The following is a 25,786-nucleotide window of genomic DNA, read 5'->3' on the forward strand; positions in this document are numbered from 1 at the left end:
ATCCAGCTTGGCGTGCTAATCGACATTAAGGCGGGCATACGGATCGTGCAATGTGAGATCAGCACACTACCCATTTCTATAGGATAAAGCTATCCTAACGGTCCATTCCCTCTGCTCGCGTGATCATTATCTTCCGCGCGCGGTAGGCCGCGACGGCATTTCGGTTTCCGCACGCGGTACTGCAATAGCGGCGAGATCGATTGCGCGACAGGTCGAGCACGATCCCCTCGCACCCGATGTCCGCGCAGATGGACAGTCGGCTCAGCTCATCGGCGCGGATCAGATCGATCAGCGCCATCGCCGTCTCGACGGCGATCCGGACCGGAAACGGCGCCTCCGGCGGCACCGCGTGGATGTGATAGTCGACATCGCCGTGCCGGACGAGTTGCGGCACCGCCCGATGGGTCGCCAGTGTCTCGTTCACCAGCCGCGTTGCCGTATCGCGATCGCTGGTGAGCATCCGGCGTAGCGGCGCGCGCAGGGCACGAACCGCCGCGAGCTCGGCGGCGTCGCCGCTGAACACGCCCGTGTAGTCGTTCTTGTCGAAAAACGCTGCCAGCTGGTCGATTTCGATCAGCGTATCCGGCTCCTCCGCCGAATTCACCAGCTCCACCGCGGCCACCAACGACTCCTCGGTGTCATGAGCAAAATTCATGTTGACATATTACATCCCCGCCCATAGCGTCATTGCCCATGGCCACGATGACTCATGACACCGCCGTTCAACGGCTCAGGTCCGGACTGATCCTCGCGGTGGTGTCCGCATCGTCGTTCGGACTGTCCGGTGCACTGGCTCGCGGCCTGATGAACGCGGGCTGGAGCGCCGCCTCGGTCGTCGCGATCCGGGTGCTGGTGGCCGCCGCCGTGCTCGTGCCGATCGCGGCGCGGCAGCTGCGCGGGGATTGGCAGCTGTTGCGCCGCAACGGATTCCTCATCACCGCGTATGGGCTGGTCGCCGTCGCGGGCACCCAGCTCGCGTATTTCAACGCCGTCGCGCACATGGAGGTCGGGGCGGCGCTGCTCATCGAATACACCGCTCCGATCGCCGTGGTCGGCTGGCTATGGCTGCGGCATAGCCAGCGCCCAGGTACCGCGACGGTCGCCGGTGCCGCGCTCGGCATCACCGGACTGTTCCTGGTCATCGACCTACGCTCCGGCCTCACCACCAGTGGGGTCGGCATCGCGTGGGCCCTCGCCGCGATGGTCGGCGCAGCAGGCTATTTCGTCCTTTCCGCGCACGGCGACGGCACACTACCGGGTACCGTCCTGGCCGCGGGCGGACTCCTCATCGGCGGACTCGCCCTGCTGGCGGCGGGTGCGATCGGCATCGTCCCCCTGCACGCGACGACGAACCCGGTCGACTTTCAGCACTTCACCACCGCGTGGTTGACCCCGGTCCTGGCCCTCGGCACGGTTACCGCCGCCCTCGCCTACGTCTCCGGCATCGCCGCCACCCGCCTTCTCGGCTCCCGCCTGGCCTCCTTCGTCGCCCTCTTCGAAGTCCTGGCCGCCCTGATCTTCGCCTGGGCATTGCTCGGCGAGGCACCCCGCCTGATCCAATTGCTCGGCGGCGCACTGATTCTCGGCGGCGTGATAGTCGTCCGTCGCGGTGAGGTCGACGCCACCGAAGCTCCCGCGGACGAATTCGCCACTGAGCGTTAGGGGTTCGACTGTCGCTCACGGTCCAGACGAAGCCGCGCTACCAGCGCGCGGTGGTCCGAGCCCGGCATCCGTACCGTCTCGACGTCGACCGCGCGACCCCCGGCGACAAGGACGTGGTCGATACCGACCAGGGGCGGATAGGGCTTGTCGGTCGGGTACGTGACCAGGTATCCGGCGCCCGCCTGTTCGGCGGCATCGCCGAACCGCCCGGACAGCATCGCGCGATACTGCGCATGGTCGTAGGTCGCGTTGAAGTCGCCGCCGACGATCACGGGCCGATTCGCGGGCGACCGCTCGAGAATCGCACGCAGCCGCGACAATTCGTCAGCCCAGACCTGGGTGCCATACACCGGCGGCACCGGATGAAAGGCATAGATCGAGACCGATCCGGCACCCGGAATACTCGCCGTCGCCGAGAGCTGGTTCAGCACGAAACCGTCGTACTCGACGGTTTCCGACAGCGGGTAGCTGCTCCAGATTCCGGTCCCGCTCGCAGTCTGCCCGGGAGACAGATACCGATACGGCAATAGCGTGTCGAGCCCCGCCCTGCCCAGCTCAACGACCGCCCCGCGCGTCAGTTCATTGACGGTGAGCACCGCGATGTTCCGCGCCCGCACCTGCTCGACCAATGCCGCTGGATCAGTGCCGTCGAACAGAAGATTCGCCTGCATCACGATCACCGCGGGCCCACCATCGTCACCCGAGTGACCGACATACAGCGGAGCCTGCGTCCACATCGCCGCAGCGACAACAACGACCGCCACCGCCACACCAAGCCACCGCCGCAGCACAACAAACGCCACCGCCCCGACAACCGCACCAACCATCAGATACTGCGCACCCGACGCCGCCAAGACCACCATCCGCCACGACACCCGACTGAAGTGCAACCCAACCCCAACGGCCCCCACCACCGTGGCAACCCACGCGAACACGTTGACACCGTTCCGAACCACCTTCGACCACACACCAACAGCCAAACACAAACCAGCCGATGCACGTACCGGACGGTCCGAAACCGGCCGCCGATACGGCCACCCTGTCGGCCCGGCCATCCAGGACCGCGATGGCGCGCACCGCCTCCTGGCAGCGACGCGAGCGAGAGTTCTCCACCATCTGCCTGATCTGGGCCGACGGCGGCTACGCCGGACGGCTCACTCGAGGGGCGAAAACCGTTCTCGGCAATCACTTCTCGCCGCCGACCACCCACGACCAGGCCGTGGCCCGCGCCAATGGTCCCGGTGACCGGCGGCACCTACCCGACTCGCTTCAGAGAACAGCAAGCGGCCATTCTCGAAGCAGCCAGCACTTGGCTGGCCGAGGCGAACGTCGCACAGAGCTACCCCTCGATATCATGATCAACATCGCCATTGTCAGATTCGGCCTCAGGACCGCCACCTCGGCTCTGGCCACGGTAGTTGTCCATGCCGCGCCCGCCGGACAGATGGGGCGGCCGTGCTCGCCACGCCGCGCTGCGCACAGAGAGCAACCAGACAGCAACGCACTGACGCTCGAGTGACTATCCGACAGAAACTACGACAACGGCGCCGAGGAAGGCGGAACCTATGACCGTCACATACGAGGATGTGGCCCGCGCCAACGGTCTGGATCCCGCACGGCTGGACGTGGAGGCGGTCGTTCCGATGTGGAACGCGGCCGTGTCGCACCGGGCGGCTTACGTGGCCCGGTGCCGGACCACCGCCGACGTCCAGGCAGCCGTACGGACCGCTACCGCGCTCGGGCTGCCGCTGTCGGTGTTCAGCGGGGGCAACGACTGGCTCGGCCGGGCCGTCCGCGACCGAGGCCTGGTCATCGATATCTCGGAGATGACAACGATCGAGGTCGACGTCGAGGCGCGGACCGCCCGGATCGGCGGCGGTGTCCGTGCGGACGCGCTGGCAAAGGAGACCGAGTCGCACGGCCTGACGCCGGTGACCGGCACGGTCGGTCTCGTGCACGTGCTCGGACTGAGCCTTGGCGGTGGCTACGGCCCGCTGGCGGGGCGGTTCGGGCTGGCCTGCGACAATCTCCTCGCCGCCGAACTCGTCACCGCCGACGGGTCCGTGCGCACCGTCGACGCGGAGCACGAGCCCGACCTGCTCTGGGCCCTGCGCGGCGGAGGCGGCAACTTCGGGGTCGTCACCGCCGCGGTCGTGCGGCTGCACCGCATCGATCCGGTGTACAGCGGGTTGGTGGTCTATCCGTGGTCGCAGGCGGAATCGGTACTGACCCGCCTCGACCCGCTGCTCACCTCGGCCCCCGACGAACTCACCGTGCAGACGTTCATCATGAATGGACCCGACGGAGCGCCGTCCGTGACGCTCATGCCGACCTGGAGCGGAGCCGCCGAGCGGGGCCCCGAGGCCACCGCCGCGGTAACCACCCTGGGTGACCCGATCTCCTCGCAGCTCGGGCCGACCTCCTGGCACGCGATGATCGCCGCGGCGGCGGAGTCGTTCCCGCCGGGACGGAACGCGCACTTCCGCACGCGCAACGTCGCGTCCTTCACCCCGCGGGTGGTCCGCCGCTTGGTCGAAGCCGGCGCCTCCCGGACGTCTCCCTTGTCGGCGCTGGCGATTCACCACTTCCACGGCGCGGCGACGCGGGTCCCCGGCACCGAGGCGGCGTTCGGCGAGCGACGACCGCACCGGCTGGTCGAGATTTCCGGTATGTGGGAGGCCGGTGGCCCCTCCGACGCCGCGTGGGCGGACCGGGTGCACGCCGCGCTCGCCGACGACGCCATGCCAGGGGGGTACCCGAACCTGCTCGGCCCCAACGACTTCGACCAGGTCCGCGACGCGTACGGGGCGGGGGCCGGGAGGCTGCTTGCGATCAAGGCTCGGATCGACCCCGATGGCGTCTTCACCGCCACTCCGCTCCCCATGCCCGGCCGCTGAGCCCGGTTCGCACCGTGACCGGCTCGCCGGATACCTTGTGCGCGAGCCGGATTCGAGCTGATGCCGCCGCTCAAGCGTGGCGAGCGTCCCTTCCCGAAGACTCCTCGGCGGAGGGGCTCGGCGCATCCGCTCGGCGAGTACGCCGACCGCGGGCGACCTCGGTGGCGAGGGCATCGAGCGGCTGGGCGAACTGCGCGAGGGGGTCGGCCAGGCCGGTCAGCCAGACCTGGGCCGCCGCGACACCCTCGGGGTCGAGGGCGTAGAGGCGACGGGTGCCGACCGCGCGTGCGCTCACCAGCCCGGCGTCGCGAAGCACCTTGAGGTGTTGCGAGACACCGGGTTGCGAGATCCGCGTGTGCTGTTGCACGGTGGCGACCACCGTGCCCGCGGGCTGCTCGCCGGACGCCACCAACTCGAGGATGTAGCGGCGGACCGGATCGCCGAGCGCTTCGAAGATCTTTTCCGGGGAAGCTGTCATCAGGACTGCGAGCTGTCCTCGGGTTCGACCGTGTAGAAGGTGACCGTTCGCTGCGCGGCGGCGTTCGCGGCGGCCGGGTCGTCGCCGTCACCGATGGCCGCGTCCGCCCAGCCTTGCGCCGCCGTCTCGACGAACACCGTCCCCTCGGGAGTGGTCGGGAAAGCCAGCCCCTCGGCCGGATCCACCGCCGCGCCGCTGGACAGGTGCAGTCCCAGTGCCATCAGGCCGAGATCCCAGCCGACACCGACCGCGCCAGGACCGTATTGGTCCCAGAATTCCGGAACGACGGGCGCCTCGTGCACCAATTCCAGCTGGGTGCCGTCATCACTCGCGGTGAGGTTGATCGCCAGCCACGAGACCTGCGGACCCATCTCCCACGTGACGGCGAACCGCCGCGGCGCCGCGCACTCCTGCACGACACCACCGGCGTTGCCCTCGGTCTGATAACGTCCGCCGACTTTCAGATCGCCGCTGACCGGCAGGAACCACCGCGGTATCCGCTCGGCATTGGTCAGCGCGTCCCAGAGGTCGGCTTGATCGGTGGCATAGGTGCGGCGGGCGATGACGATCCGAGTCGGCGCGCCGTCCCTGGATCCGGTGCGGACCTCGCGGGCCACGAGCCCGGCGATAGCGGCGGGGTCGGTGAGCAGTGGCATAACCTCTCCTTCTATAAGTGTGTACTTATACTAGCTGAGATCGGCCTACTCCGCTGTGATCGGTCACAGCTACCGGCGGGCCGCACCATCCTCTTTTCACAAGTTGGCTGGTAAAGGCCGCGAACCGGAACGCCGCAGTTAGTGTGAACCTGCTACATAGCTAATGCTGACAAAGGAGTTGTCATGGCTGTCGACAGTCCGATCCGGCCGAATCTGACGATCTCCGGGCAACCGATGTCAACGCCGTTGCGCGACGTAAGGGCCCTGTCCCGGCAAATGGTCGGCCACTTCGTCGAGAACGTGGTGCCGTGCGCAACCTTGCCAGGCGAAGCGATCTACGGCGACGTCACCACCATCACCCGCGTCTGCCTCGAGCTCGCCGCCAGCATGCTGGACGGGCAGAACATTCCGGCGAAGGTCGAACAGCTCGAGGAGGCCGCCGCCGGCTGGGCCCGCGAGGGCGTGCCCATCGACGCGATCCACAATGCCATTCACGCGGGCTTCAAGATGGGCATGGACCTCGTCGTCTCGAACCTGACCGTCAAGGACTTCGACAGCTTCGTCGACGCCTCCAAGATGAACATCGAAATACTGCACACGCTGACCTCGGCCATCTCCCGCGCCTACTTCCGCGAATTGCGCGCCGCGGTCAGCGAGCACCACACCGCGGTCCACACGCTCACCTCGGCCCTGCTCGGCGGGCGTCCGACATCGACCATGGCGCGCGAGTGCGGGATAGCCATCGCCGAGTCCTATGCTGTTCTGGCAGTGTCGATTCCGCGCCACCGCGACGAACACAATCCGGCCCTCGACACCCAGGTCGTCGCGCGCCGCAAGCTGCGCCGCACCCAGGCCGAGCTGGCCGCGCGATGCGGCGGCAACGCCCTGTCACTACTCAGCATCGACGGCGGAACCATCCTGCTTCCCGCGGAACAGCACACCGACGAGAAACTCGACGCACTCATCGAGGGACTCTCGAACGCCGCGCAGGTCGGCATCACCGCCACCCTCGTGGCAGCCACCCCGGAACAGATCCCCGGCGCCGTCGATCAAGCCCACGAACTGCTCGACATGGTGCACCGTCTGCACTGCGTCACCGGCGTCTACCGCTTCGACGAACTCGCCCTCGAATACCAGCTCACCCGGCCTGGGCCCGGCCGCGAATACCTCGGCGCCGTACTCACTCCCCTCGATGAGCACGCCGAACTACTGGAAACCCTGCAACTGCACATCGGCAACAACCTCAACCGCCAACGCACCGCCCGCGCCTTGCACGTGCACACCAACACCGTCGACTACCGCCTCAAGCGCATCGGCCAGCTCACCGGCTTCGACCCAACCCAACCCTCCGGCCTGTGGTATCTCCGCTCAGCACTGATCGCCCGCTCCTACCACCCCACCGATCGCTGAACAGGTTGAGCGGCAGCACTTCTCAGCGATACCCCGCCGGGTAGTGCGGCGCCGAATACGCGCCGCACTACGGCGAGGTCATGCGGCCGCGGGTACCGGCTCCGATTCCGGTTCCAGCTCCGGTTCCGGCTCGGCCGCGGTCAGCGGCGCGGACGGTTGATCGAAGATCTCCTGGTCGAGAATGCCTTCCCGTTTCGCCACCAGCACCGGAACCACCATCTGCCCAGCGACATTGGTCGCGGTGCGGATCATGTCCAGGATCGGATCGATGGCAAGCAGCAACCCGGCCCCGGCCAGCGGCAGGCCGAGCGTGGACAGGGTCAGCGTCAGCATGACGATCGCGCCGGTGAGGCCGGCGGTCGCCGCGGAGCCGACCACGGAGACGAACGCGATCAACAGGTAGTCGCGGATGCCGAGGTGCGTTCCGGTGATCTGCGCGACGAAGATGGCCGCCAGCGCCGGATACACCGCCGCGCAACCGTCCATCTTCGTTGTCGCACCGAACGGAACGGCGAACGACGCGTATTCGCTTGGCACACCGAGCCGTTCGGTGACCATCCGCTGCGTCAACGGCATCGTGCCGATCGACGAACGCGACACGAACGCCAATTCGACCGCGGGCCAAGCCTTCGCGTAGAAGCGGATCGGGTTCACGCCGCCGACGGTGCGCAGCAGGATCGGGTAAACGACGACGAGCACAATGAGGCAGCCCGCGTAGACCGCAACCGTGAAGGTCGCCAACGGCCGCACCAGATCCCAGCCGTAGCTGGCGATCGCCTTACCGATGAGCCCGGCGGTGCCGATCGGCGCGAGCCGGATCACCCACCAGAGTGCCTTCTGCACCAGTTCGAGCACCGACTCGGCCAGGGTGACAAAGGGTTTGGCGCGCTCACCGAGTTTGAGCGCGGCGACGCCGAGCACCGCGCCGAGGAACACCAGCTGCAACACATTGCCGTTGGTGAAGGCGCCGACCACGTTCGTCGGGATGATGCCGGTGAGGAAGTCGGTCCAGCCGCCCTTCGAGTCAGGCGCCTTCGCACCGACCAACGTAAGGTCAACGCCGCGACCGGGATTGGTGACGAGGCCGAGCACGATGCCGACCGCGACGGCGATCAACGCGGTACCGAGGAACCACAGCAGCGTGCGCCCGGCCAGCCTCGCGGCATTGGTGACGTGCCGCAGTCCGGCAACACTCACCAGCACCGCGGTGAACACCAGCGGCGGCACCGCGAGCTTCAGCAGCTGCACGAAGATGCTGCCGACCTGGGTCAATGTGCTGGTGAGCCAGGCGGCGTCGGCGGCGCGGGCGATGAAGCCAGCGGCGATACCGACCACCAAACCGAGCAGGATCTGGACACCGAACGGCCAGCGCGCCGGGTTCAGGGTACGGCTGCGCGAACTAGGTGAAGACAAGGGAACCATCCAAGACAATCAGAGGATCTGGTGAGCTGAGCGCGCGTCAGCAACACAACTGCGCGGCCAACCGGCCGAGATCCACATGCAGCCTGCCGACCAGGTGCACGACTGTCGCGAAAAGGTTCATAACGCCCTAAACGGTAAGCGATTCGTCCGATCAATTTCCCCTCCGATCGGCCGATCGCGGTATGTCGTGTGTCACAACCCGTTCCGATCAGCCCTGTTCGCGCGGTGATGCGTTCCCCAGTCGGGTGCGGAGCGCCGCCAGTTGCTTCCACTGCAACGCACAGCCCGATCTCGACTCCGCGCACCGCGCAGCGCATCTCGTCGCGCAACGGAAACTTCGCGCGCGTGTCAATCGCGGCGAAGTGGGCATTACGGGCGTGAAGAGATGAGGAACTATGAGCATTTTCCGAAGTCCGAGCAGATATCGACGACGCGATCGGGTCGGCACGGCGCGTGGCGGCCGTGGACGGTCCGGTTGGGGCCGACGCGCGAGCAACTATGGCCGACGCAGGTCGGCGAGTTCGAGCGGGCTGGAAACGGCCGCGCGATTCGGGTTCATCGCACGCGGTATCGCCTACATCACCATCGGCATCATCGGGTTCATGCTGGCGATCGGCACGGCCGAGCACGAACCGGACGGCGGCGGCGCGCTGGCGGCCATCGCCACCAAACCACTGGGATATCTGCTGCTGTGGGTCCTGGTGTTCGGCTTCGCCGCCTTGGTCGTCTGGCGCGTGACGCAGGTGGTCAGCGCGCGGCGGACGGTCTCGGGCGGGCACCGGCTCTACGCCGTGATCTCCGGAATCGTCTATGCCCTGGCGTTTTTGGGCACCTTCCGCTACGTCGTACACGGCCGGACGCCGAAGCCGAGCGATGCCATCGCGCGCGACCTGACCGCGCGCATCTTGAGCTGGGACGGCGGGCAGGTGGTCGTGCTGGTGATCGGTGTTGCCATCATCGCCTTCGGGATCTGGCAGACGTTTCTCGGTCTCAGCCTCGAGTTCGTCGATCATCTTCGGATGGGCTGGATGACCCACGGCGCGCGCGAGGCCGTGATCTGGCTCGGCCGGATCGGCTACGTCGCCCGCGGCGCGATCGTCATCAGTATCGGGCTCGCGGCTGTGTTCGCGGGCCTGAACTACGACCCCGCCGAGGCCAAGGGTATCGATGCGGTGCTGCGTGACTTCGTCGGAAAGCCTTTCGGCCCTTGGCTTCTCATCCTGATATCCATCGGCTTGATGGCCTTCGGGGTGCTGTCCTTCCTCGAGGCCAAGCACCGCAGGACCTACGGCGGCGTCCCGGTCTGATCAAGCGAGGTGGCCCGCCCGGTGGCGGGCCACCTCAGCTCGCGGCAATCGCCGCAACGGCCATGTCGATCTCCGCGTGAGTGTTGAACGCGTGTGGCGAGATCCGGGTCGTAGGCGGATGCCCCGCACGAATCCATAACGGCCCGTAGGGTTCCTGAGGTGCGGCGACGTTGATCTTCTTGCGCTGAAGTTCCGACTGGATCCGGGTGGGCGCGATGCGCGAATGGGTGAAGGTGACGATGCCGGACAGGTCGTCGTATGTGTCGTGCACGGTCACCTCGGGCAGTTCGGACAACGCGGATCGGGCGTGGTCGGCCAGCTCGGCGATGCGCGCCATGTCCTGTGCGAGATCTCGGCTGAGGGCCACTTCGACCGCCGCTTTCATGCCCATCCGCATCGCGAATGAGGTCTCCATGAACTCGAACTTGCGGGCGTCGGAGAGCGGGACGGGGTGGTCGCCGTGCCAAGGCCCGGACATTTGATCGATGCCGATCGGGACGATCTGGTCGAGGAAGCGCCGACTGTATGTCGCGAAACCGGTTCCCCGCGGCGCCCTGAGATACTTCCGCGCGCTGACGGTGGCCACATCGATACGCGGCTCCGATAGATCGGTCACCACATTCGCGAATGCCTGCGACGCGTCGACGAACAACCAGGCCGGATGCGCGCAGAGCGCGTCGACGATGGCGCCGATCGGATTCACGAGCCCATTGACCGCCGGCGCCAACGTGACACAGACCATCCGCACCCGCTCATCGAGCATGGCCGACAGTGCGGCGGGATCGATCGCCCCGGTCGAGTCGGCGGCGATGATGTCGACGACCGCGCCGACGGCTCGGCAGCGCCACCAGATCGCCGAGAGGTTACCGCCCCATTCGGTCTCGCCGACCAGGATGCGGTCGCCCTCGCCGAGCGGCACGGCCTGAAATGCCTTCTGCCAGGCGGAAGTATGGCTGTCGGCAAGGGAGATCCGGTCCGCTGGCACGGTGGTCAGTTGCGCCAAGCCCGCGTAGAGGGTGTGCAATTGCGGCGTGATCGCAAGGCGCGCTTCGGTATTGCCGCAGCGCGCTTCGAGCTCCAGGTGCGCGGCGATCGCCCGGTAGACCGACTGGTCGGCCAGCGACCCCGCGGCGGAGTTCACATGCACGAAATCATCGATGTAGGGGACGGTCTCGCGCATGCTCACGCGTGGCGGCGGGGCGGGGTCGGCAGGCGTTCGGTTCATCTGCACCAATCAGTCGGGTCCGACCTTCGAGCATGGCCGGATGCGCGGTGCGAGAGGTAGAGCCAGCGCCGACGAAGTGGACCGCTCCCCAGTTGGGCGTTGTCGCACGTCACGCGTTGGGGGGCAGTGGTTTTCACGGTGGCGGCGAGCGAGATCGTATCGTGATGTCGCCCTCGGGGAGAAACATTCCACCGCCGGGCTTGCTCGTCCCCTGAAGCAGCGTGTGAACAGCACAGTAGTAGGAGGTACGAAGATGGCACGACGTATCCGAATCCTGACCATGATGGCTGCGGCGGCACCGCTCGCCGCGGCACTTGCCGTTCTTCCGGCGGCCCCGGCGCAGGCCGCCGATGGCGACCTGAGTTGCTCGGCAACCTTCAACCTCACCCTCGATCCGCCGTTGCGGGCCGGTGGCGGCGCGAACGTCTCGATCAGCGGCGACCTCAGCGACTGCACCTCGAGCAACGGCCAGCACGCGGCGCTGGCCGCGGGCAAATTGAAGGCTACCGGCGCGGCGACTGCCACCGCCGGCGGCTTCAACCCGTGTGGTTTGCTCGTTACCGCGAAGGGGAACGGCACGCTCGCCTGGGTGTCCGGCGGCAACAGCTCGTTCGCCTGGCGGATCAGCCCCGACCCGATCACCGGATTGGCGTTCAGCGCCAACGTGACCGACGGCCAGTTGAACGGTGACGCGATCACGGTGTCGCCGAAGAGCGCACAGCCCAACGCGGGCTGCCGCACCTCCGGCCTGTCGACCCTCGCGGTCACCGCGCAGGTAACGTTCGCCTGATTTCGCGGAAGGCCAGGTCTGAAACAGCAGACCTGGCCTTCTTTTTCGCATTCGTCAACCTATTTCCGGTGTACAGAACTTCGGCTCATCATGATCGAAAATCCCCAGTTGATCTCCAGTGGAGATGACAACTCCGATGTGATTCTCTGAGTATCGCAATGTCCCGGCCGAGGACGCGGACCTACACATTGGAGTTCGTTTATTATGAGACGTTTTCACCTAGTGCACTCTGCCTCGGCTCGAGCTGTTCCACTGCTGGTTGTCGCGGCATTGGCCGCGAATATGGGCACGGCTTCCGCCGCGACGTTGACCGGGATCGGCGATCCCAACTTTCCGAATATCGGCAGCGCAGCATACGATGTCTCGAATTACAGCATAGATCTCAAGTTCGACCCCTCTTCCGGACGGCTTTCCGGCACAACAACAATCACCGCGAAAGCAAAGCAGAATCTCAAGGCCGGAACCGCTATCGGCTTCGACTTCCTTCTGCAAACGCAGTCGGTGCTCGTCGAGAACAAGCCCGCCAAATACACGCTCGGTAAGGACAAACTGGCGGTAACGGTGCCGGTGAACCTGCAGACCGGGGCCGAATTCACCACCGTTGTCGCCTACAACGACATCCCGTCACGAGTGCAGAACGCGGCGGGCGCGCGCAACTGGATCGAGAACGCCGGCGGCGCGATCATTTCCAACGAACCCTTCTCGGCCGAGTGGTGGTACCCGAGCAACGACCACCCGACGGACAAAGCGACCTACGCGGTGTCCGTGCTCGCACCGGAGGACAGAGACGTCCTGTCCAACGGCATCGAAACCAGTGTCACCCAAACGGTTCCGGGCTGGAAGCGGCACAACTGGCTCAGCAAGTCGCCCCAGATGACGTACGCCACCTTCCTCGCGATCGGCAAATACGAGCGCGGCGGCCAGAACGCGGGAACCCCGGCCAGGCCGAACCTGACCGCCTACGCCTCGGATCTCGACCCGACCGTGCGCGCCAACGCCAAATCCAGCATCGAGCGGACACCGGAGATCGTGGACTGGCTCGCCAGCACGCTCACGCCCTACCCGTACGAATCCACCGGCGGCATCGTGGACGCGCGCATGGGTGGTTTCGCATTGGAGACACAGACCAAGCCCACCTACACCGATGGATTCTTCAAGCGCGGCAAGAACGATTCGGTCGTGGTGCACGAGAACGCGCACCAGTGGTTCGGTGACTCGACCTCCGTCGCCACCTGGAAGGACGGCTGGCTGAACGAAGGCTTTGCCAGCTACCTGGAATACCTGTGGTCGGAGAAGAACGACACCGGCAGCGCGGCGGACATCGCCGACTACGCCTACGCGACCTCGACCAAGATCAATTGGGATGTCGTGCTGACCGATCCTGGACCGGCCGACGTCCTGCCCGCCGAGCTGTACACCCGTGGCGCCTTGGCGATCCAGGCATTCCGCAGCGCACTCAACAATGACGACGCTTTCTTCGGACTGCTCCGGGATTGGCTGACCAAACACCAGTACGGCAATGCCAAGGTATCGGACTTCATCGACATGGCGAACGCCGCGACCGGCCGCAGCACCAACGCGTTGTTCAAGACCTGGCTGACCGATAAGGGCAAGCCAGCCTACAAGCCGACCGACGCGAAGTTCGACGGCGCGGGCAAGGCATCTCCCCGCATGGCCACCCCGCCCCCGGCCAAGCCGAAGGCGTGGGACGACCTCTACGCGGTCGTGACACACAAGCAGTAATAGCAAGACCGCAATTCCGCGCCGGGCCCGTGCATCACACGGGTCCGGCGCAGCGGCATTGCCACCAATTCCGCTGCCCGCCATGGTCGCGGTGACGATTCACTGACGGCGCGATTACGTCGCCGGGACGGTGTCCGGCGAATCGCGTGCCAGGCTGGCTAGGTCGGTTGTCGAGTGGTGAAGGAAGACCGAAGCGTTGTGACCACATCAGACGAAGTACAGGTCGAAGCGAAAGAACAGTTCAGCGAGATCATGTCGCGGCTGCACGCCCTGGCCGAGGCATACCAGTCCACCGAGGCCAAACGCAGTGCCGCGCAGGCGGAACTGGTGCAGGTGATGAAGGAGCTCGAGGCTGGCCTCGGCGAGGCCGATCTGGTCGCCGAGGCCAGCCAGGACGTGCGGATGGTGGCGGAACTGCACACCTTCACCGAGGCATTTCGGGCCGCCCGCGACCAGCGGTGGACCGAGGAACACCGGGACGACTGGACGGTACAGGTCAGAGCGTTCGCCGAGGCATACCAGGCCGCGGAGGTGAACGGCCTACCGGTGCAGTCGATTTCCCATGCCGGATGGCATCCCGGCGCGCGGATCGGGGCGCACACGGCGGTCGAGCACTCGGTCCTGCTCGCCTATCACGATTCCGGCAGCGGCGCCATGCTCATCTTCCAAGAAGGACACCTCGACTCCTTCGTCGGCGGCGGCCTCAGCAGCGACTTCACCGCGCACCCCTTCGCGGTCAATACCGTGATCGAGACAGGGCTGTGCGGCGTGCTCGCCCCCGGCGCCGCGCGGCTGGAGGTGATCAGCGAGAACGGCACGGTCTTCCCGGCCGACGTCGTGGCGCACACCTTCGCGGTCACCATCGACCTGCCGAGCGAACGCAGGCTCAACCAGCTGCGCCGCGCCTACGAGGCACCCGACGACGAGTGGCCGATGGTGTTCGACAGCGATCTCCGCGGCAAGAATTACGAGACGTTGGATCACTTCACCGCCCGGGTCTACGACGGCAACGACACACTCCTGTACTCCGGTCCGGTGCTCACCGACACATTCTGAGCCGCGCCGTCAACCGCGCAATCCGTCGAGCACGATGTCGAGCAGATGCCGTGCGCGGGCATCCCATTCGGCCTGGTCGAGGCGAGCCAGATAGCCGACGAGGATGATGACGTCGCGGGCGTCGACATCGGGCCGAATTGTCTTGTCGGCCTTGCCCGCATCGAGCAGCAACGTCAGCGCGTCACCGATCGGGCCCAGGCTGTGCGCCGAAAGCTCTTGCCACACCGCCACTTCGACCGCGGCGAAGACATCGCGCTTCACCTGCGCGTAGTCGGCCAGCTTGTCGAACCAGCGGGCAAGCGCGGTGACGGGCGGATGCTCGGCAAGCAGGGCCGGCGCCGCCGCGACGAGCACATCGACGTCTTGGCGATACACCTCGGCGAGCAGGTCTTCCCTGGTCGGAAAGTGGCGGTAGAGCGTGCCCTGCCCGACCCCGGCACGTGCGGCGACCGCGTTGAGCCGCAACTCGTCGGAGTTCGTGAGCAACGCGCGGGCGGCGTCGACGATCCTGGCGCGATTCTCGGTCGCGTCGGCCCGTTGGCGGGGTTGGCTCATCTGATCCTCTGCGTGCGGGGTGGATAAACGGACACATGTCCGTTACGCTGAAACGGCAAGCGGACACATGTCCACATTAGCCGAAGGATCTCTATGTCAACCCTCAACAAGGTCGTGGCCATCACCGGCGCGAGCAGCGGGATCGGCGAAGCCACCGCGCGTCTGCTCGCCGAGCGCGGCGCGGCGGTGGTGCTCGGTGCGCGCCGCACCGAACGTCTCGACCTGCTCGCCGCCAGCATCCGCGAAGCAGGTGGACGCGCGATTACCTGCGCGACCGACGTCACCCGCAGGGCGGACCTCGAACGCCTCGTCGGCACGGCCGTCGATGAGTTCGGGCAACTGGATGTGCTGGTCAGCAACGCCGGCATCGCCAAGACCGGGCCGATGTCCGATCTCGATGTCGACGGCTGGTCGGCGATGATCGACGTCAACCTGCGCGGCGTGCTCTACGGCGTCGCCGCGGCGCTGCCGATCTTCCGCCGACAGGGCCGGGGCCACCTGGTGACCACGATCTCGACCGCGGGTCTGAAAATCGTGCCCACCCAGGCCGTTTACGCCGGAACCAAGAACGCCGTGCGGACCCTGCTGGAAGGACTGCGCCAGGAATCGACCGACGGCGTGCTGCGGACAACCTCGGTCTCCCCCGGTTTTGTCCGCACCGAACTCACCGACTCCATCGAGGACGCGCGAGTTCGCGAGCAAACCCGCCGGACCATGGACGAGTTCGGCATCGCACCGGCGGCCGTAGCGCGCGCCATCGCCTTCGCGATCGAACAGCCCGACGATGTCGAGATCGGCGACATCACGATTCGCCCCACCGTGCAGAACTGAGCCGCACCGAATGTCGGTGCGGCTCAGCGCCTCCGCCGTCAGCGGCCGCTCAGGACCCGGTCGGCACGTCGAGCACCGCGTTGAGCAGCTGTCCGAGCTGCTCACCGGCGAGGCGGAGCTGGCTTTCGGCAACCGGCAGGAATTGGCGGGTGTAATCGTCGCCGATGGTGGACGAGGCCGGGTAGACGCCAGGGCTCAGGACGATCCGGCAGCTGTCTTCCGCCCATCGAACGGGGTCGGTATCCGGTTGTGCCGGCGGCAAATTGGGCGCGGGCAGGGCGAGCAGCCGCTGCACCTCGTCGGCGTCGCTCGCGTGGCGGGTGTCGAGCATTTTGCTGTCCCACACCGAGTGCAGGTTGGTGTTGCGGCCGAGGTACTGGACCTTGACCTCGTTCCCGCCCCGATCGCGGGCGTATCCGGCGTGCATCGGCTGGTTGATGTCGCCGACGAAATGGACGATGAACTTCAACGCCTGGCGCCGGTCGGCCACCGACCCCGACTTGTCGGCGAGTATCGCGGTCTGCCTGCGCAGGGCCTCGATGACGTTCTGGCCGTCGTTGCCGTTCACCGCCGGGTCGTAGACGCAACCGTTGTCGGCGATATTGACGTAGTGCCACGGCGCCGAGATCTTCCCGAGATCGGGATCGCTGTTGCGGATCTGGTCAGCCCAATTGGCCACACCGGCGAGGGTCGGGTCCGGCTCACCCGCCAGCAGCCGGGCGACCTCACCGCGGGCCGGTCCGCTCAGCCGCATATCGGCGATGGCGCCGGTGGTGTCGTGCCCCTGCACACCCCAGGCGTTGGCGGCCGGTGGCACCGACAGCATCATTGCGGCGAATGCGCACACGCCGACTAACGCAGCTCTACCTCGCATGAAGAACAATCCCTTCCGAGTAGCTTCGTGCAGCCCACGGCACGCCGCCCAGATGGTGTTCGGAATCCGCGCGGTGCGCGCCATGGACCGAGTTATGTTTCCCCGCTTGCTGATTCAAGTATCAGCGACAAGTGGCTTATGCCAAACAAACACCGGGCTAAATCTTCGTGCGGTTCATGGGACGAATCCCTTGCGGCCGAGCCGGACACCGCTACCACTCCCCCACGGATGACACGCGTCGACCCCTTGGGATATTCGGGGGAAAAGCGTTCGTCCAGTCCGATCCGGCCCCAACGGGCCAGTTTGCCGACCCATCGGCCGAATCCCGTTCGTACGCCGCGTGTTTCAGCCGGGCCGTACTATCGGATTCGAGGACACCGCGGCGGCCGCCGACCACCCTGCGCACCCAGCGGGCAGTTTCATCTGCACGTTCAGGTGCAAGTTAGGTTGTTCTGGAAGATTCCAGCGATACCATCATGGTAGGCGCGGTGCGGTCCGTCACAGGGACGGGCGCGATACCGCCGGAGGTCTTCGAGAAGCGGAGTAGAGGTCATGGTCGCGGAACCGGTCCGGATCAGGGGTATCGACTCGCGGGTCGCGGAGCGCGGCCCGACGGCGTTGCGCATCGCGGTCGGTGGTCAGTTGCGCAAGCTGCGCGAAATGAAAGGCATCACGCCCATCGAGGCGGGCGAGTACATCCGAGGTTCGCACGCCAAGATCAGTCGGCTCGAACTCGGCCGCACCGGCTACAAGGACCGCGACATCCTTGATTTGCTGACCCTCTACGGCGTCACCGAACCCGATCAGCGCGAGATGTTCCTCGAGTTGGCCCGCAAGGCCAACCAACCCGGCTGGTGGCACCGCTACAACGATCTGTTGCCGTCCTGGTTCGAGACCTATCTCGGGCTCGAGGGCGCCGCGCAGACGATCAGAACGTTCGAAGGGCAGCTGGTTCCCGGGTTGCTGCAAACCGAGGACTACACCCACGCGGTCATCGAAGTCGGCCATCAGAACGCCGAGGCGGCGCGGCGGGTAGAGCTGCGTGGCAAGCGCCAGGAGATCCTCGACATACAGGACGGGCCCAGGTTATGGGCGGTGCTGGACGAGGCGGTGCTGCATCGGCCGATCGGCGGCAAGCAAGTCCTGCGTGAACAGATCGAGCATCTGGTGGACATGTCGATGAAGCAAGGAGTCACGATCCAGGTGCTGCCCTACGAAGCCGGCGGTCACGCCGCGGCGGGCAGCTCGTTCACCATGCTCCGTTTCGCCGAGCCCGAGCTGCCCGACATCGTCTATATCGAACAGCTCACCAGTGCCCTTTATCTGGATCGCAAAGAGGATCTGCAGCTCTACCGCGAAGTGATGGACAAGGTCGCCGTGCAAGCCCTGACGCCGGAACGGTCGCGTCAACTGCTGGCGGACGTCGCCAAGGAGCTGTAACCGGCGACGGGAAGGACTGGACGCGGTCAGCAGACGACGTGATCGGCCCACGCCGACGGCAGCGCCTGGCTGGAGATGTCGGCGATTTCACCCAACCGCGTTCGCGCAATCCCTAAGCGGCTCAACTGGATCAGACCCTGGGCCACCACCACAATGTTCGCGCTGTGCGCCGACACCGCAGCGTCATCGATCGTGCCGAGGCCGAGACGCGCAGCGGGGTAAAGCCGTTCGGCAACACCCTGTTCCATGGCCTCGGTCGTCCTGGTACTGACGGTGACGACCTCGGGGATCCGCCCACTCAGTTGCGCGATGCTGTTGAGCATCAGGCAGCCGCGCCGATCCGGTTGCGCGGCACAGTCATCGATGATCACCTGCAGGAGCGCACGCACCGCGACACGCGCCGAGCCAGGCGCGGCGACGACGACCTCGCGCACGAACCGCGCGCGACGCTCGCAGTACCGTTCGAACGCCGCGAGGAACAACCCCTGCTTGTTTCCGTACGCGGCGTAGACGCTGCCGTTGCCGACGCCGGTCGCGCGCGAGATGTCCTCGACGGAGGTGTCGTCGAAACCGTGCGACCAGAACAACTCGGTGGCGGCGTCGAGCAGGCCCGACTCGTCGAACTGTCGTGGCCGTCCCATGGGCTCACCGTACCAATCGACATGCGAGATCGCCCACACCGCTTGTTATGGAGCCATGCCTCCACAACAATGGTTGACATGGCCCCTAACTCCACAGAGCCGCCCCGCCGACGGGTCGGCATTCTGGTCTTCGACGGCGTCAAGATGCTCGACTTCGTCGGCCCGGCAGAGGTTTTCGTGGAGGCGAACCAGACCGTGCCCGGCTACGAGGTGGTTCTGGTCTCGGCCGACGGCCACGACGTGCAGACCTCGATCGGCGCGCGCATCGAGGTGGGCGCCGCGGCCGCCGACGCGGGCCGCTTCGACACCGTGGTGATCCCGGGCAGCGAGCTGCCGCCCGCGAAATTCGTGACCCCCGAGCTGATCGCCGCGGTCCGGCACCTGTCCTGGAACACGCGCAGGCTGGCCTCGATCTGCAGCGGCGCCTTCGTGCTCGCCGAGCTCGGCCTCTTCGACGGCAGGCGCGCGACCACGCACTGGAAGTTCGCGGCGGATCTCGCGCGGCGGTACCCTGCGGTCGTTGTCGACCCGGACGCGATCTTTGTGCGCGACGGAAACCTGTACAGCTCGGCGGGTGTCGCGGCCGGTGTCGATCTGGCGCTGGCACTCGTCGAGGAGGATTACGGCGCCGACGCGGCGCGCCGGGTCGCACAGCTACTCGTGGTGTACATGCAGCGCGCGGGCGGACAATCACAGTTCTCGGCGTCGCTGAGCGGGCCGGCGCCGCGCAGCCCGCTCGTGCGCAAGGTGGTCGACCTGATCTGCGCGGACCCGTCGTTCCCGCACACGGTCCAGACATTGGCCGCGCATGCGATGGTCAGCGTCCGGCACCTGACGCGGCTGTTCCGCGCCGAGCTGGAACGCTCCCCCGCCGAGTACGTCGCGTTCATCCGCTTCGGCGTCGCCAGGGATCTGCTGCACGCGGGGCACAGCGTCACCGAGGCCGCGATGGCGGCCGGATACGGCAGCAGCGAGGCGTTGCGCCGCGCGTTCGTGGCCAGGCTCGGCATCTCACCGCGCAAGTATCAGCAGCGTTTTCGCTCAACCGGGTCGATCGCCGCGTTCGAACCGATCGCGGCCGCCGTGTCCTGATCGGGGGCTTTCGCGGCCCGTGTGGAGGGGCGCCGGGTGGGTCGCGCATCGGAAACTGGGTGCGGCACAACGCCGCCGTTATCACCGAAGCGCTCGCCGAGCTGGCCTGATCTCGCGAAAATAGCTGTACCGCACCATCTCTACGCCCCTATCGAAAGGAACGACGATGACCGGAAACCCGCACGGAATCTCGCTGGAGCCCGCGGCGCAAGAGTTCGTCGACGCGACCTCGGCGCCTCCGTTCCTCTATCAGTTGGCCCCGGAGGAGGGTCGCAAGGCGGTGGATTCGGTGCAGGACTCGCCGATCTACAAGCCGGCGATCGATGAGGAGTGGATCACCGTCGAGGGTGGGCCGACCGGCTCGGTGCGCGCCAGGATCGTCCGGCCGCAGGGCGTCACCGAGACGCTGCCCGTGATCGTCTACACCCACGGTGCCGGTTGGGTTTTCGGCGATGCGCACACCCATGACCGCCTGGTCCGTGACCTCGCCGTCGGCGCGCACGCGGCGGTGGTGTTCCCCGAGTACGACCGCTCGCCCGACGTGCACTACCCGGTGGCCAACGAGCAGTCCTACCGCGTCGCCCAGTGGGTCACCGCCCAGGGCGCCGAGAAGGCCCTCGATCCGTCGCGTCTCGCGGTCGCGGGCGATTCGGTCGGCGGCAACATGGCGATCGCGCTCACGCTGATGGCCAAGGAGCGCGGCGACGTCTCGTTCGCGCAGCAGGTGCTGTTCTATCCGGTGACCGACGCCAACTTCGACACCGAGTCCTACGCGCGGTTCGCCGAGGGGTACTTCCTGGCTCGCGACGGGATGCGGTGGTTCTGGGATCAGTACACCACCAGCGAGGAAGACCGCGCGCAGATCACCGCGTCGCCGCTGCGCGCGAGCACCGAGCAGCTGTCGGGCCTGCCGCCCGCGCTGGTCATCACCGCCGAGAACGACGTATTGCGTGACGAGGGTGAGGCATTCGCGGCCAAGCTGCGTGCCGCGGGCGTTCCCGTGATCCAGACGCGCTACGGTGGCATCATCCACGACTTCGTCATGGTCAATTCGATGCACGACACCCCACCCGCGAAAGCCGCTGTCGCCCAGGCCGTTGCGGTGTTGCGGTCCGCCTTGCACCCCGAGTGACCCGAACGCCACGAAATCCGGTCACGCCCAAGGGTTTCGGGCGTGACCGGATTCTGGTGGGTCAGCCGATCGCCGCGTTGAGGGCGGCTTGGCCGCCGACGACGGGGAACGAGACCTTGGTTTCGGCGAGGTTCACGCCGAAGCCGGGTCCTGGCTTGGGACGCAAGGTGAATTCGTTGTCGCTGGACAACACCACCACGCCCAGTTTGTGTCCGCGCGCCAGCACGTAATCATGCGGCATCATGCACAGGTTCACCGCGTACTCCTTACCCGGAATGATCGGGCTGGTCTTGCTGAGCGAGTCGCGGTTCTGCGGGTCGACCCAGCCCCTGGTGACGATCCTGGAGCTGCCGTCGGGAGACCGATCAACCAGCAGCGCAGTCACATTCGCGGCCGGACGCTGGAAAGCCACCTTGAACGCGACGTCCACCGCGCCACTGATCCGCAACGAGGTCGCGGTCGGCTTGGAGAAGTAGGCGAGCCGGTTCGGTGAGCTGGGCGCGGCGACGAGGTCGGCGGCCAGCTTGGTCGCGTCGTCATCGAGGGACTCGGTGACCCGGCCAGGCCCGGTCGGCGCGAGCCCACCGACATCACGGCCGCCCGGCTGGAACACCGCGGTCGCGCCAGAGGTGCCGGGGGCGGGCCAGTCCGCCTCGTCCACCCAGGACTTGTCCTCGCGCTGAATAGTGGCCTTCGGCTCCTTGTCGATACCGTTGTTCTGGCCGAGCAGGTACTTGCTGAACCACCGGTTCACCGTGCGCAGCCACTCGTCCTTGCGCAGGCCGATCGGATCGGTGTGGCCGAACTGGTGCAGCCAGATCTTGTGCGGCACACCGGCTTTCTTCAGCGCCGCATACCACTGGGCGACATTCTTGGTCTTGACGTTGAAGTCGTTGAGACCGTGCACGGCCAGCACCGCGGCGTGCACCTTGCTCACGTCGTTGACGTAGTTCCGCTCGTTCCAGAAGGCGGTGTAGTTGCCGTCCACGCGATCCTGGTCCTGCTCGACCTTGTCGATCACCGGCGCGCAGATCTTCTTGTCGGCCCTGGTGTAGACGTACTTGGCCAGCACGTCGAGATCCTCACCCTGGTAGGTGCCCGGCGCGACCACCGCGCCGCCCGCCCGGTAGTAGTCGTACCAATTGCTGATGGCCGCGATGGGCACGATGGCCTCGAGTCCGGGCACGCCGGTGGACGCGACGGCATTGGGCAGCGTGCCGTTGTAGGACACGCCCATCATGCCGACCTTGCCGCTGGCCCAGGTGGCCACGACGTTCTTGCCTTGCGCGTCACGGGCTTTCGCGCGGCCGTTGAGCCAGTCGATCGGGGCCCGCGCGCCGATGGTCTCGTTGCGCCCGCCCGAGGTCGGGCAGCCGGTGGAGGTGCCGGTGCCGAGCGACTCGCCGTACATCACCGCGAAGCCGCGGGCGAGGAAGTAATCCTCGTACTGCCACGTGATTTGGCCCTTGTCGAGGGTGATACCGGCGACCCGGAGATCCTCGGCCACCCGCGCGCGCAGTTCACCCGGGGCCGGTGCCAGCCGCGCGTCGGCGCCGTCCGGCACGTACAGCTCGACGTCGACGTTGTGGTTGGTGACGTCGTTGCCGCCGGAGAAGTACGGGCTCGCCTGGTACACGACCGGCAGCTTGCCGGTGGCCCCGGCCGGGCGGACGACCTGGACGTGCACCTCGTCGTCTTTGCCGTCCGCGTCGCTGTCCACCGGGGCACGCACCCAAAGGTCTTGGCGGACAGGAGCGGCCGTGTTGAACACCGGCTGTGCCTCGCCGCCGGAGAAGCTCGGCCCGGACTGCGATGCCGCCAGCGCGGGCGCGCCGGACAGCAGCAGCGCGGCGGCCACGACCAGCATGGCCAGTTGCGGTAACCGCCTGAGGGCCAACGCCATCCAGCTGACCGCGGCCCGGACCACGCGGGTTCGCGGCCCTCGCCGATCACGTCTGTGCTGTTGCCGTCTGGATGCCATATGACGTCTTGATGCCATAGCCTTCTCCTTGTCACCGCTCATCACGAGGCACTCCCGTGCGAGACTCGAAATACCTGCTGGCTCAGGGGAATTGCCTCGGCTGCCCAGCAGCGAGCCGGGCAGCCGGAGCGGGATCAGGGCTGACTCGGCGGGGCCTTACGCTCGATCGCGGTCTTCATCGCGTCCAACCCGATCAGGTTGAACGGCCGCCCGAGCACCCGCATCAAGGAGTTCTCCGTCGGCCGGTATACGCCGCGCTTGTAGTAGACGGCGCCCTCATAGGTGCCGACCACGCCGCCGTCCGGAGACTGTTTGCCCAGGTACTGGTACCACTTGGACCGGTTCTGCTGCATCTGCGCGCTGGTGTAGGTCGACGCGTTGGCTTCGCGCGGCTCACGTCCGGTGTAGCGATCGTTCGGGTAGTCGTACTCGTCGGCCAGGCCGCCCACCGAGTGCCCGAGCTCGTGCACCACGATCTGCCCGGCCTGCGCGTTGCCGCCCGACGACGTCGCGACTCCGCCGCCCGCGCCACCGTATTTCGTGGTGTTGGCCAGCGCGATCACCTGATCGGCCTCGGGCGCCAGCCGGGCGTACTGCAACGCCTTCGTCTCGTTGACGCACAGCAGGCGTTCGGTGCCGCCGCACCAGAAGGTCATGTCCAGGGCGGTGTTTCGGTAGGTGCCGCGCGGATCGTTGTCCACTCCGGACTCCTGCGAGACCACGTTGACCGCCCAGACGTTGAAGGAGTTCTTGTACGTCTTGAACGGTTCGACCTGGGTGATCTCGTTCCACCGGTTGATCGCGTGCTGCTTGTACGTGCCGAGCTCACCGGCGGTGTATCCGTCACCGACGAACACGAGATCGAACCGCTGGCTCGACGGTCCGGTTTGCTGGATCGGCACGACATCGGCCTGCACGGCCGATCGCGGTGCCGGGGACGCGTCGGGAACGGGTGTGATAACGCGGCTGATGGTGCCGTCCGGCGAGAACACCTCCCGCTCCTCGGTCGGGCTCGCCGATCCAACAGCAACCGACATTCCGGCAATGATGAACGCGCCGAGCATGATTGCGAACATGCGTCGTAACAAGGGCATGGCGAGGCTCCTAGAGGGGTCCGCGAATTCGACAACGGACGGCGCGTGCCGCACGTCGGCCTATCGAATTCCTAACCAAGGAACCACATTTGGTCGACCATCTCGACTGAGGACCAAACTGGGGAACGGATTACCGGGTCGCCGCCGTAACGAACGGCATCAGGCCATCGATCGGTTCGCCGAATTCATTGCCGAACCACTTGGGGGTGCTGTCAGCAACCAGCTCGGCGGGTCAGGCATGCTGGTGCGCGGTGACGGTGGGCGAGGATCGAGGCCGAACACCGCTGAGGCATTATGAACAGTCGGCACAGGTGACGAGGAGGTTTGCATGACGTATGTTCCCGAACCAACCAGGTACGACGGTGCGATGCGCTATCGCCGCTCCGGTCGATCCGGTCTCGATCTTCCGCTGCTCTCGCTCGGCTTCTGGCATAACTTCGGCGACGATCGCCCCTACCAGGTGCAGCGCGAAATCGCCCTGCGCGCTTTCGATCTCGGCATCAGCCATTTCGACCTGGCCAACAACTACGGGCCGCCGTACGGATCGGCCGAGATCAATGCCGGGCGCATTCTGCGCGAGGAGCTCGCGTCGTATCGCGACGAACTCGTCGTCTCCACCAAAGCGGGTTGGGACATGTGGCCCGGGCCATACGGGCAGGGTGGCGGGTCGCGCAAGTACGTACTCGCCTCCCTCGATCAGTCGCTGACCCGGCTCGGGCTGGACTATGTCGACATCTTCTACTCGCACCGATTCGACCCGACGACTCCGCTGGAGGAGACCGCGGCGGCGCTGAATACCGCTGTCCGCCAAGGGAAAGCGTTGTACATCGGGATTTCCTCGTATACCGCTGAGGATTCCCTCACGATGGCGAGGCTGCTGCGCGATCTCGGTACGCCGCTGCTCATCCACCAACCGTCCTACTCGATGCTCAACCGCTGGATCGAGACCGAGGGGTTGCTCGACGCCGCCGCCGAGGAAGGATTCGGTGTCATCGGGTTCACCGCGCTCGCGCAGGGCCTGCTCACCTCGAAGTACCTCGACGGTGTTCCGCCGGAATCGCGTGCCGCCCAAGACAAGTCGTTCCAGAACGAACTGCTCACCCCCGGCATGATCGATCGACTGCGCAAGCTCAACGCGATCGCCGACAAGCGCGGACAGACCCTGGCGCAGCTGGCCCTGGCCTGGGCGTTGCGCGACGACCGCGTCACCTCGCTGGTGGTCGGCGCGTCCACCACCGACCAGCTGGAGCAGAACGTCGCGGCGCTGGGAAATCTCGAGCTCAGCGCGGGCGAGCTCGCCGACATCGACGCCCTGCTCGACGACGACGGCGAAGTCGATCTGTGGCGGTCGGCGCGGCAAGGCACGCTCTGACCGGTCGCGACGCAGATCGTCGGGTTACCACGTCTGTTCCACTCAGCGGACCGGGGATTCGGAAAACCTCGTAAACCCGAAAAACTACGCAACCGGCTAAACCAGAAAGTAATTCTGTTCACAAACAA

General features: G+C 66.4%; 24 protein-coding genes. 13 read left to right on the forward strand and 11 right to left on the reverse strand.

Features of this window, described 5'->3' with window-relative positions:
- Positions 1-94: 94 nt before the first annotated feature.
- Positions 95-655: a CGNR zinc finger domain-containing protein gene (locus OG203_RS02865; protein WP_405164077.1), complete on the reverse strand. Its 561-nt coding sequence runs from the start codon at positions 653-655 to the stop codon at positions 95-97.
- 38 nt (positions 656-693) lie between these two features.
- Here OG203_RS02865 and OG203_RS02870 point away from each other — a divergent pair, with 38 nt between their 5' ends.
- Positions 694-1,662: an EamA family transporter gene (locus tag OG203_RS02870; RefSeq protein WP_405164078.1), complete on the forward strand. Its 969-nt coding sequence runs from the start codon at positions 694-696 to the stop codon at positions 1,660-1,662.
- Here OG203_RS02870 and OG203_RS02875 read toward each other — a convergent pair.
- The gene (locus tag OG203_RS02875) at positions 1,659-2,597 is read right to left on the reverse strand and encodes an endonuclease/exonuclease/phosphatase family protein (protein ID WP_405164079.1); all 939 of its coding nucleotides are present in this window, start codon (positions 2,595-2,597) and stop codon (positions 1,659-1,661) included. The genes OG203_RS02870 and OG203_RS02875 overlap by 4 nt on opposite strands.
- A 131-nt stretch (positions 2,598-2,728) precedes the next feature.
- Between OG203_RS02875 and OG203_RS02880 the strand changes: the two genes are divergently transcribed.
- Positions 2,729-3,181, forward strand: a complete 453-nt coding sequence (locus tag OG203_RS02880) for a hypothetical protein (RefSeq protein WP_405164080.1) — start codon at positions 2,729-2,731, stop codon at positions 3,179-3,181.
- A 46-nt stretch (positions 3,182-3,227) separates the two neighbouring features.
- On the forward strand, positions 3,228-4,559 hold the full coding sequence (locus OG203_RS02885; RefSeq protein ID WP_405164081.1) for an FAD-binding oxidoreductase: 1,332 nt from the start codon (positions 3,228-3,230) through the stop codon (positions 4,557-4,559).
- A 70-nt stretch (positions 4,560-4,629) separates the two neighbouring features.
- On the opposite strand, the gene OG203_RS02890 is transcribed toward OG203_RS02885, so the two are convergent.
- Both OG203_RS02890 and OG203_RS02895 read right to left on the reverse strand, forming a co-directional pair.
- Positions 4,630-5,037: an ArsR/SmtB family transcription factor gene (locus OG203_RS02890; protein ID WP_405164082.1), complete on the reverse strand. Its 408-nt coding sequence runs from the start codon at positions 5,035-5,037 to the stop codon at positions 4,630-4,632.
- On the reverse strand, positions 5,037-5,693 hold the full coding sequence (locus tag OG203_RS02895) for an SRPBCC family protein (RefSeq protein WP_405164083.1): 657 nt from the start codon (positions 5,691-5,693) through the stop codon (positions 5,037-5,039). Before OG203_RS02895 ends, OG203_RS02890 begins: the two co-directional genes overlap by 1 nt.
- A gap of 183 nt (positions 5,694-5,876) precedes the next feature.
- Here OG203_RS02895 and OG203_RS02900 point away from each other — a divergent pair, with 183 nt between their 5' ends.
- Positions 5,877-7,103, forward strand: coding sequence for a PucR family transcriptional regulator (locus tag OG203_RS02900; protein WP_405164084.1), 1,227 nt, complete (start codon positions 5,877-5,879; stop codon positions 7,101-7,103).
- A 78-nt stretch (positions 7,104-7,181) separates the two neighbouring features.
- Here OG203_RS02900 and OG203_RS02905 read toward each other — a convergent pair whose 3' ends face one another.
- Positions 7,182-8,525, reverse strand: coding sequence for a dicarboxylate/amino acid:cation symporter (locus tag OG203_RS02905; RefSeq protein ID WP_405164085.1), 1,344 nt, complete (start codon positions 8,523-8,525; stop codon positions 7,182-7,184).
- A gap of 557 nt (positions 8,526-9,082) precedes the next feature.
- On the opposite strand from OG203_RS02905, the gene OG203_RS02910 reads away from it, so the two are divergent.
- A complete protein-coding gene (locus tag OG203_RS02910; RefSeq protein ID WP_405167758.1) occupies positions 9,083-9,832 on the forward strand; it encodes a DUF1206 domain-containing protein in 750 nt (249 codons plus the stop codon).
- Between the two features lie 34 nt (positions 9,833-9,866).
- On the opposite strand, the gene OG203_RS02915 is transcribed toward OG203_RS02910, so the two are convergent.
- Positions 9,867-11,057, reverse strand: a complete 1,191-nt coding sequence (locus OG203_RS02915; protein WP_405164086.1) for an aminotransferase class V-fold PLP-dependent enzyme — start codon at positions 11,055-11,057, stop codon at positions 9,867-9,869.
- A gap of 253 nt (positions 11,058-11,310) precedes the next feature.
- Between OG203_RS02915 and OG203_RS02920 the strand changes: the two genes are divergently transcribed.
- From OG203_RS02920 to OG203_RS02930, 3 genes are all read left to right on the forward strand, one after another.
- Positions 11,311-11,847 carry a hypothetical protein gene (locus OG203_RS02920; protein WP_405164087.1) on the forward strand — a complete coding sequence of 179 codons (537 nt, stop codon included), beginning with the start codon at positions 11,311-11,313 and terminating at the stop codon, positions 11,845-11,847.
- Between the two features lie 282 nt (positions 11,848-12,129).
- Positions 12,130-13,590 carry a M1 family metallopeptidase gene (locus OG203_RS02925; protein WP_405164088.1) on the forward strand — a complete coding sequence of 487 codons (1,461 nt, stop codon included), beginning with the start codon at positions 12,130-12,132 and terminating at the stop codon, positions 13,588-13,590.
- 198 nt (positions 13,591-13,788) lie between these two features.
- Positions 13,789-14,646: a hypothetical protein gene (locus tag OG203_RS02930; RefSeq protein ID WP_405164089.1), complete on the forward strand. Its 858-nt coding sequence runs from the start codon at positions 13,789-13,791 to the stop codon at positions 14,644-14,646.
- A 9-nt stretch (positions 14,647-14,655) separates the two neighbouring features.
- Here the strand turns inward: OG203_RS02930 and OG203_RS02935 are convergent, their stop codons facing one another.
- Complete coding sequence (locus tag OG203_RS02935) at positions 14,656-15,201, reverse strand: TetR/AcrR family transcriptional regulator (protein ID WP_405164090.1); 546 nt, start codon at positions 15,199-15,201, stop codon at positions 14,656-14,658.
- Positions 15,202-15,294: 93 nt separating this feature from the next.
- On the opposite strand from OG203_RS02935, the gene OG203_RS02940 reads away from it, so the two are divergent.
- Positions 15,295-16,032: an SDR family oxidoreductase gene (locus tag OG203_RS02940; RefSeq protein ID WP_405164091.1), complete on the forward strand. Its 738-nt coding sequence runs from the start codon at positions 15,295-15,297 to the stop codon at positions 16,030-16,032.
- Positions 16,033-16,081: 49 nt separating this feature from the next.
- On the opposite strand, the gene OG203_RS02945 is transcribed toward OG203_RS02940, so the two are convergent.
- On the reverse strand, positions 16,082-16,906 hold the full coding sequence (locus tag OG203_RS02945) for a S1/P1 nuclease (RefSeq protein ID WP_405164092.1): 825 nt from the start codon (positions 16,904-16,906) through the stop codon (positions 16,082-16,084).
- Positions 16,907-17,458: 552 nt separating this feature from the next.
- Here OG203_RS02945 and OG203_RS02950 point away from each other — a divergent pair.
- Complete coding sequence (locus OG203_RS02950) at positions 17,459-18,346, forward strand: helix-turn-helix domain-containing protein (protein WP_405164093.1); 888 nt, start codon at positions 17,459-17,461, stop codon at positions 18,344-18,346.
- A 26-nt stretch (positions 18,347-18,372) separates the two neighbouring features.
- Here OG203_RS02950 and OG203_RS02955 read toward each other — a convergent pair whose 3' ends face one another.
- A complete protein-coding gene (locus OG203_RS02955; RefSeq protein WP_405164094.1) occupies positions 18,373-18,987 on the reverse strand; it encodes a TetR/AcrR family transcriptional regulator in 615 nt (204 codons plus the stop codon).
- Positions 18,988-19,065: 78 nt separating this feature from the next.
- Between OG203_RS02955 and OG203_RS02960 the strand changes: the two genes are divergently transcribed.
- Together OG203_RS02960 and OG203_RS02965 are read left to right on the forward strand one after the other, a co-directional pair.
- Complete coding sequence (locus OG203_RS02960) at positions 19,066-20,079, forward strand: GlxA family transcriptional regulator (RefSeq protein ID WP_405164095.1); 1,014 nt, start codon at positions 19,066-19,068, stop codon at positions 20,077-20,079.
- A 166-nt stretch (positions 20,080-20,245) separates the two neighbouring features.
- Positions 20,246-21,211 (forward strand): alpha/beta hydrolase, encoded by a 966-nt coding sequence (locus OG203_RS02965; protein WP_405164096.1) that lies wholly within the window; start codon positions 20,246-20,248, stop codon positions 21,209-21,211.
- 61 nt (positions 21,212-21,272) lie between these two features.
- Here the strand turns inward: OG203_RS02965 and OG203_RS02970 are convergent, their stop codons facing one another.
- Together OG203_RS02970 and OG203_RS02975 are read right to left on the reverse strand one after the other, a co-directional pair.
- Positions 21,273-23,114: a Xaa-Pro dipeptidyl-peptidase gene (locus tag OG203_RS02970; protein WP_405164097.1), complete on the reverse strand. Its 1,842-nt coding sequence runs from the start codon at positions 23,112-23,114 to the stop codon at positions 21,273-21,275.
- Positions 23,115-23,326: 212 nt separating this feature from the next.
- The gene (locus tag OG203_RS02975; protein WP_405164098.1) at positions 23,327-24,286 is read right to left on the reverse strand and encodes a M64 family metallopeptidase; all 960 of its coding nucleotides are present in this window, start codon (positions 24,284-24,286) and stop codon (positions 23,327-23,329) included.
- Positions 24,287-24,614: 328 nt separating this feature from the next.
- On the opposite strand from OG203_RS02975, the gene mgrA reads away from it, so the two are divergent.
- Complete coding sequence (mgrA, locus tag OG203_RS02980; protein WP_405164099.1) at positions 24,615-25,658, forward strand: L-glyceraldehyde 3-phosphate reductase; 1,044 nt, start codon at positions 24,615-24,617, stop codon at positions 25,656-25,658.
- Positions 25,659-25,786 lie beyond the last annotated feature (128 nt).

Origin of the sequence: Nocardia sp. NBC_01499, from assembly GCF_045040275.1 — a bacterium.
GTDB lineage: Bacteria > Actinomycetota > Actinomycetes > Mycobacteriales > Mycobacteriaceae > Nocardia.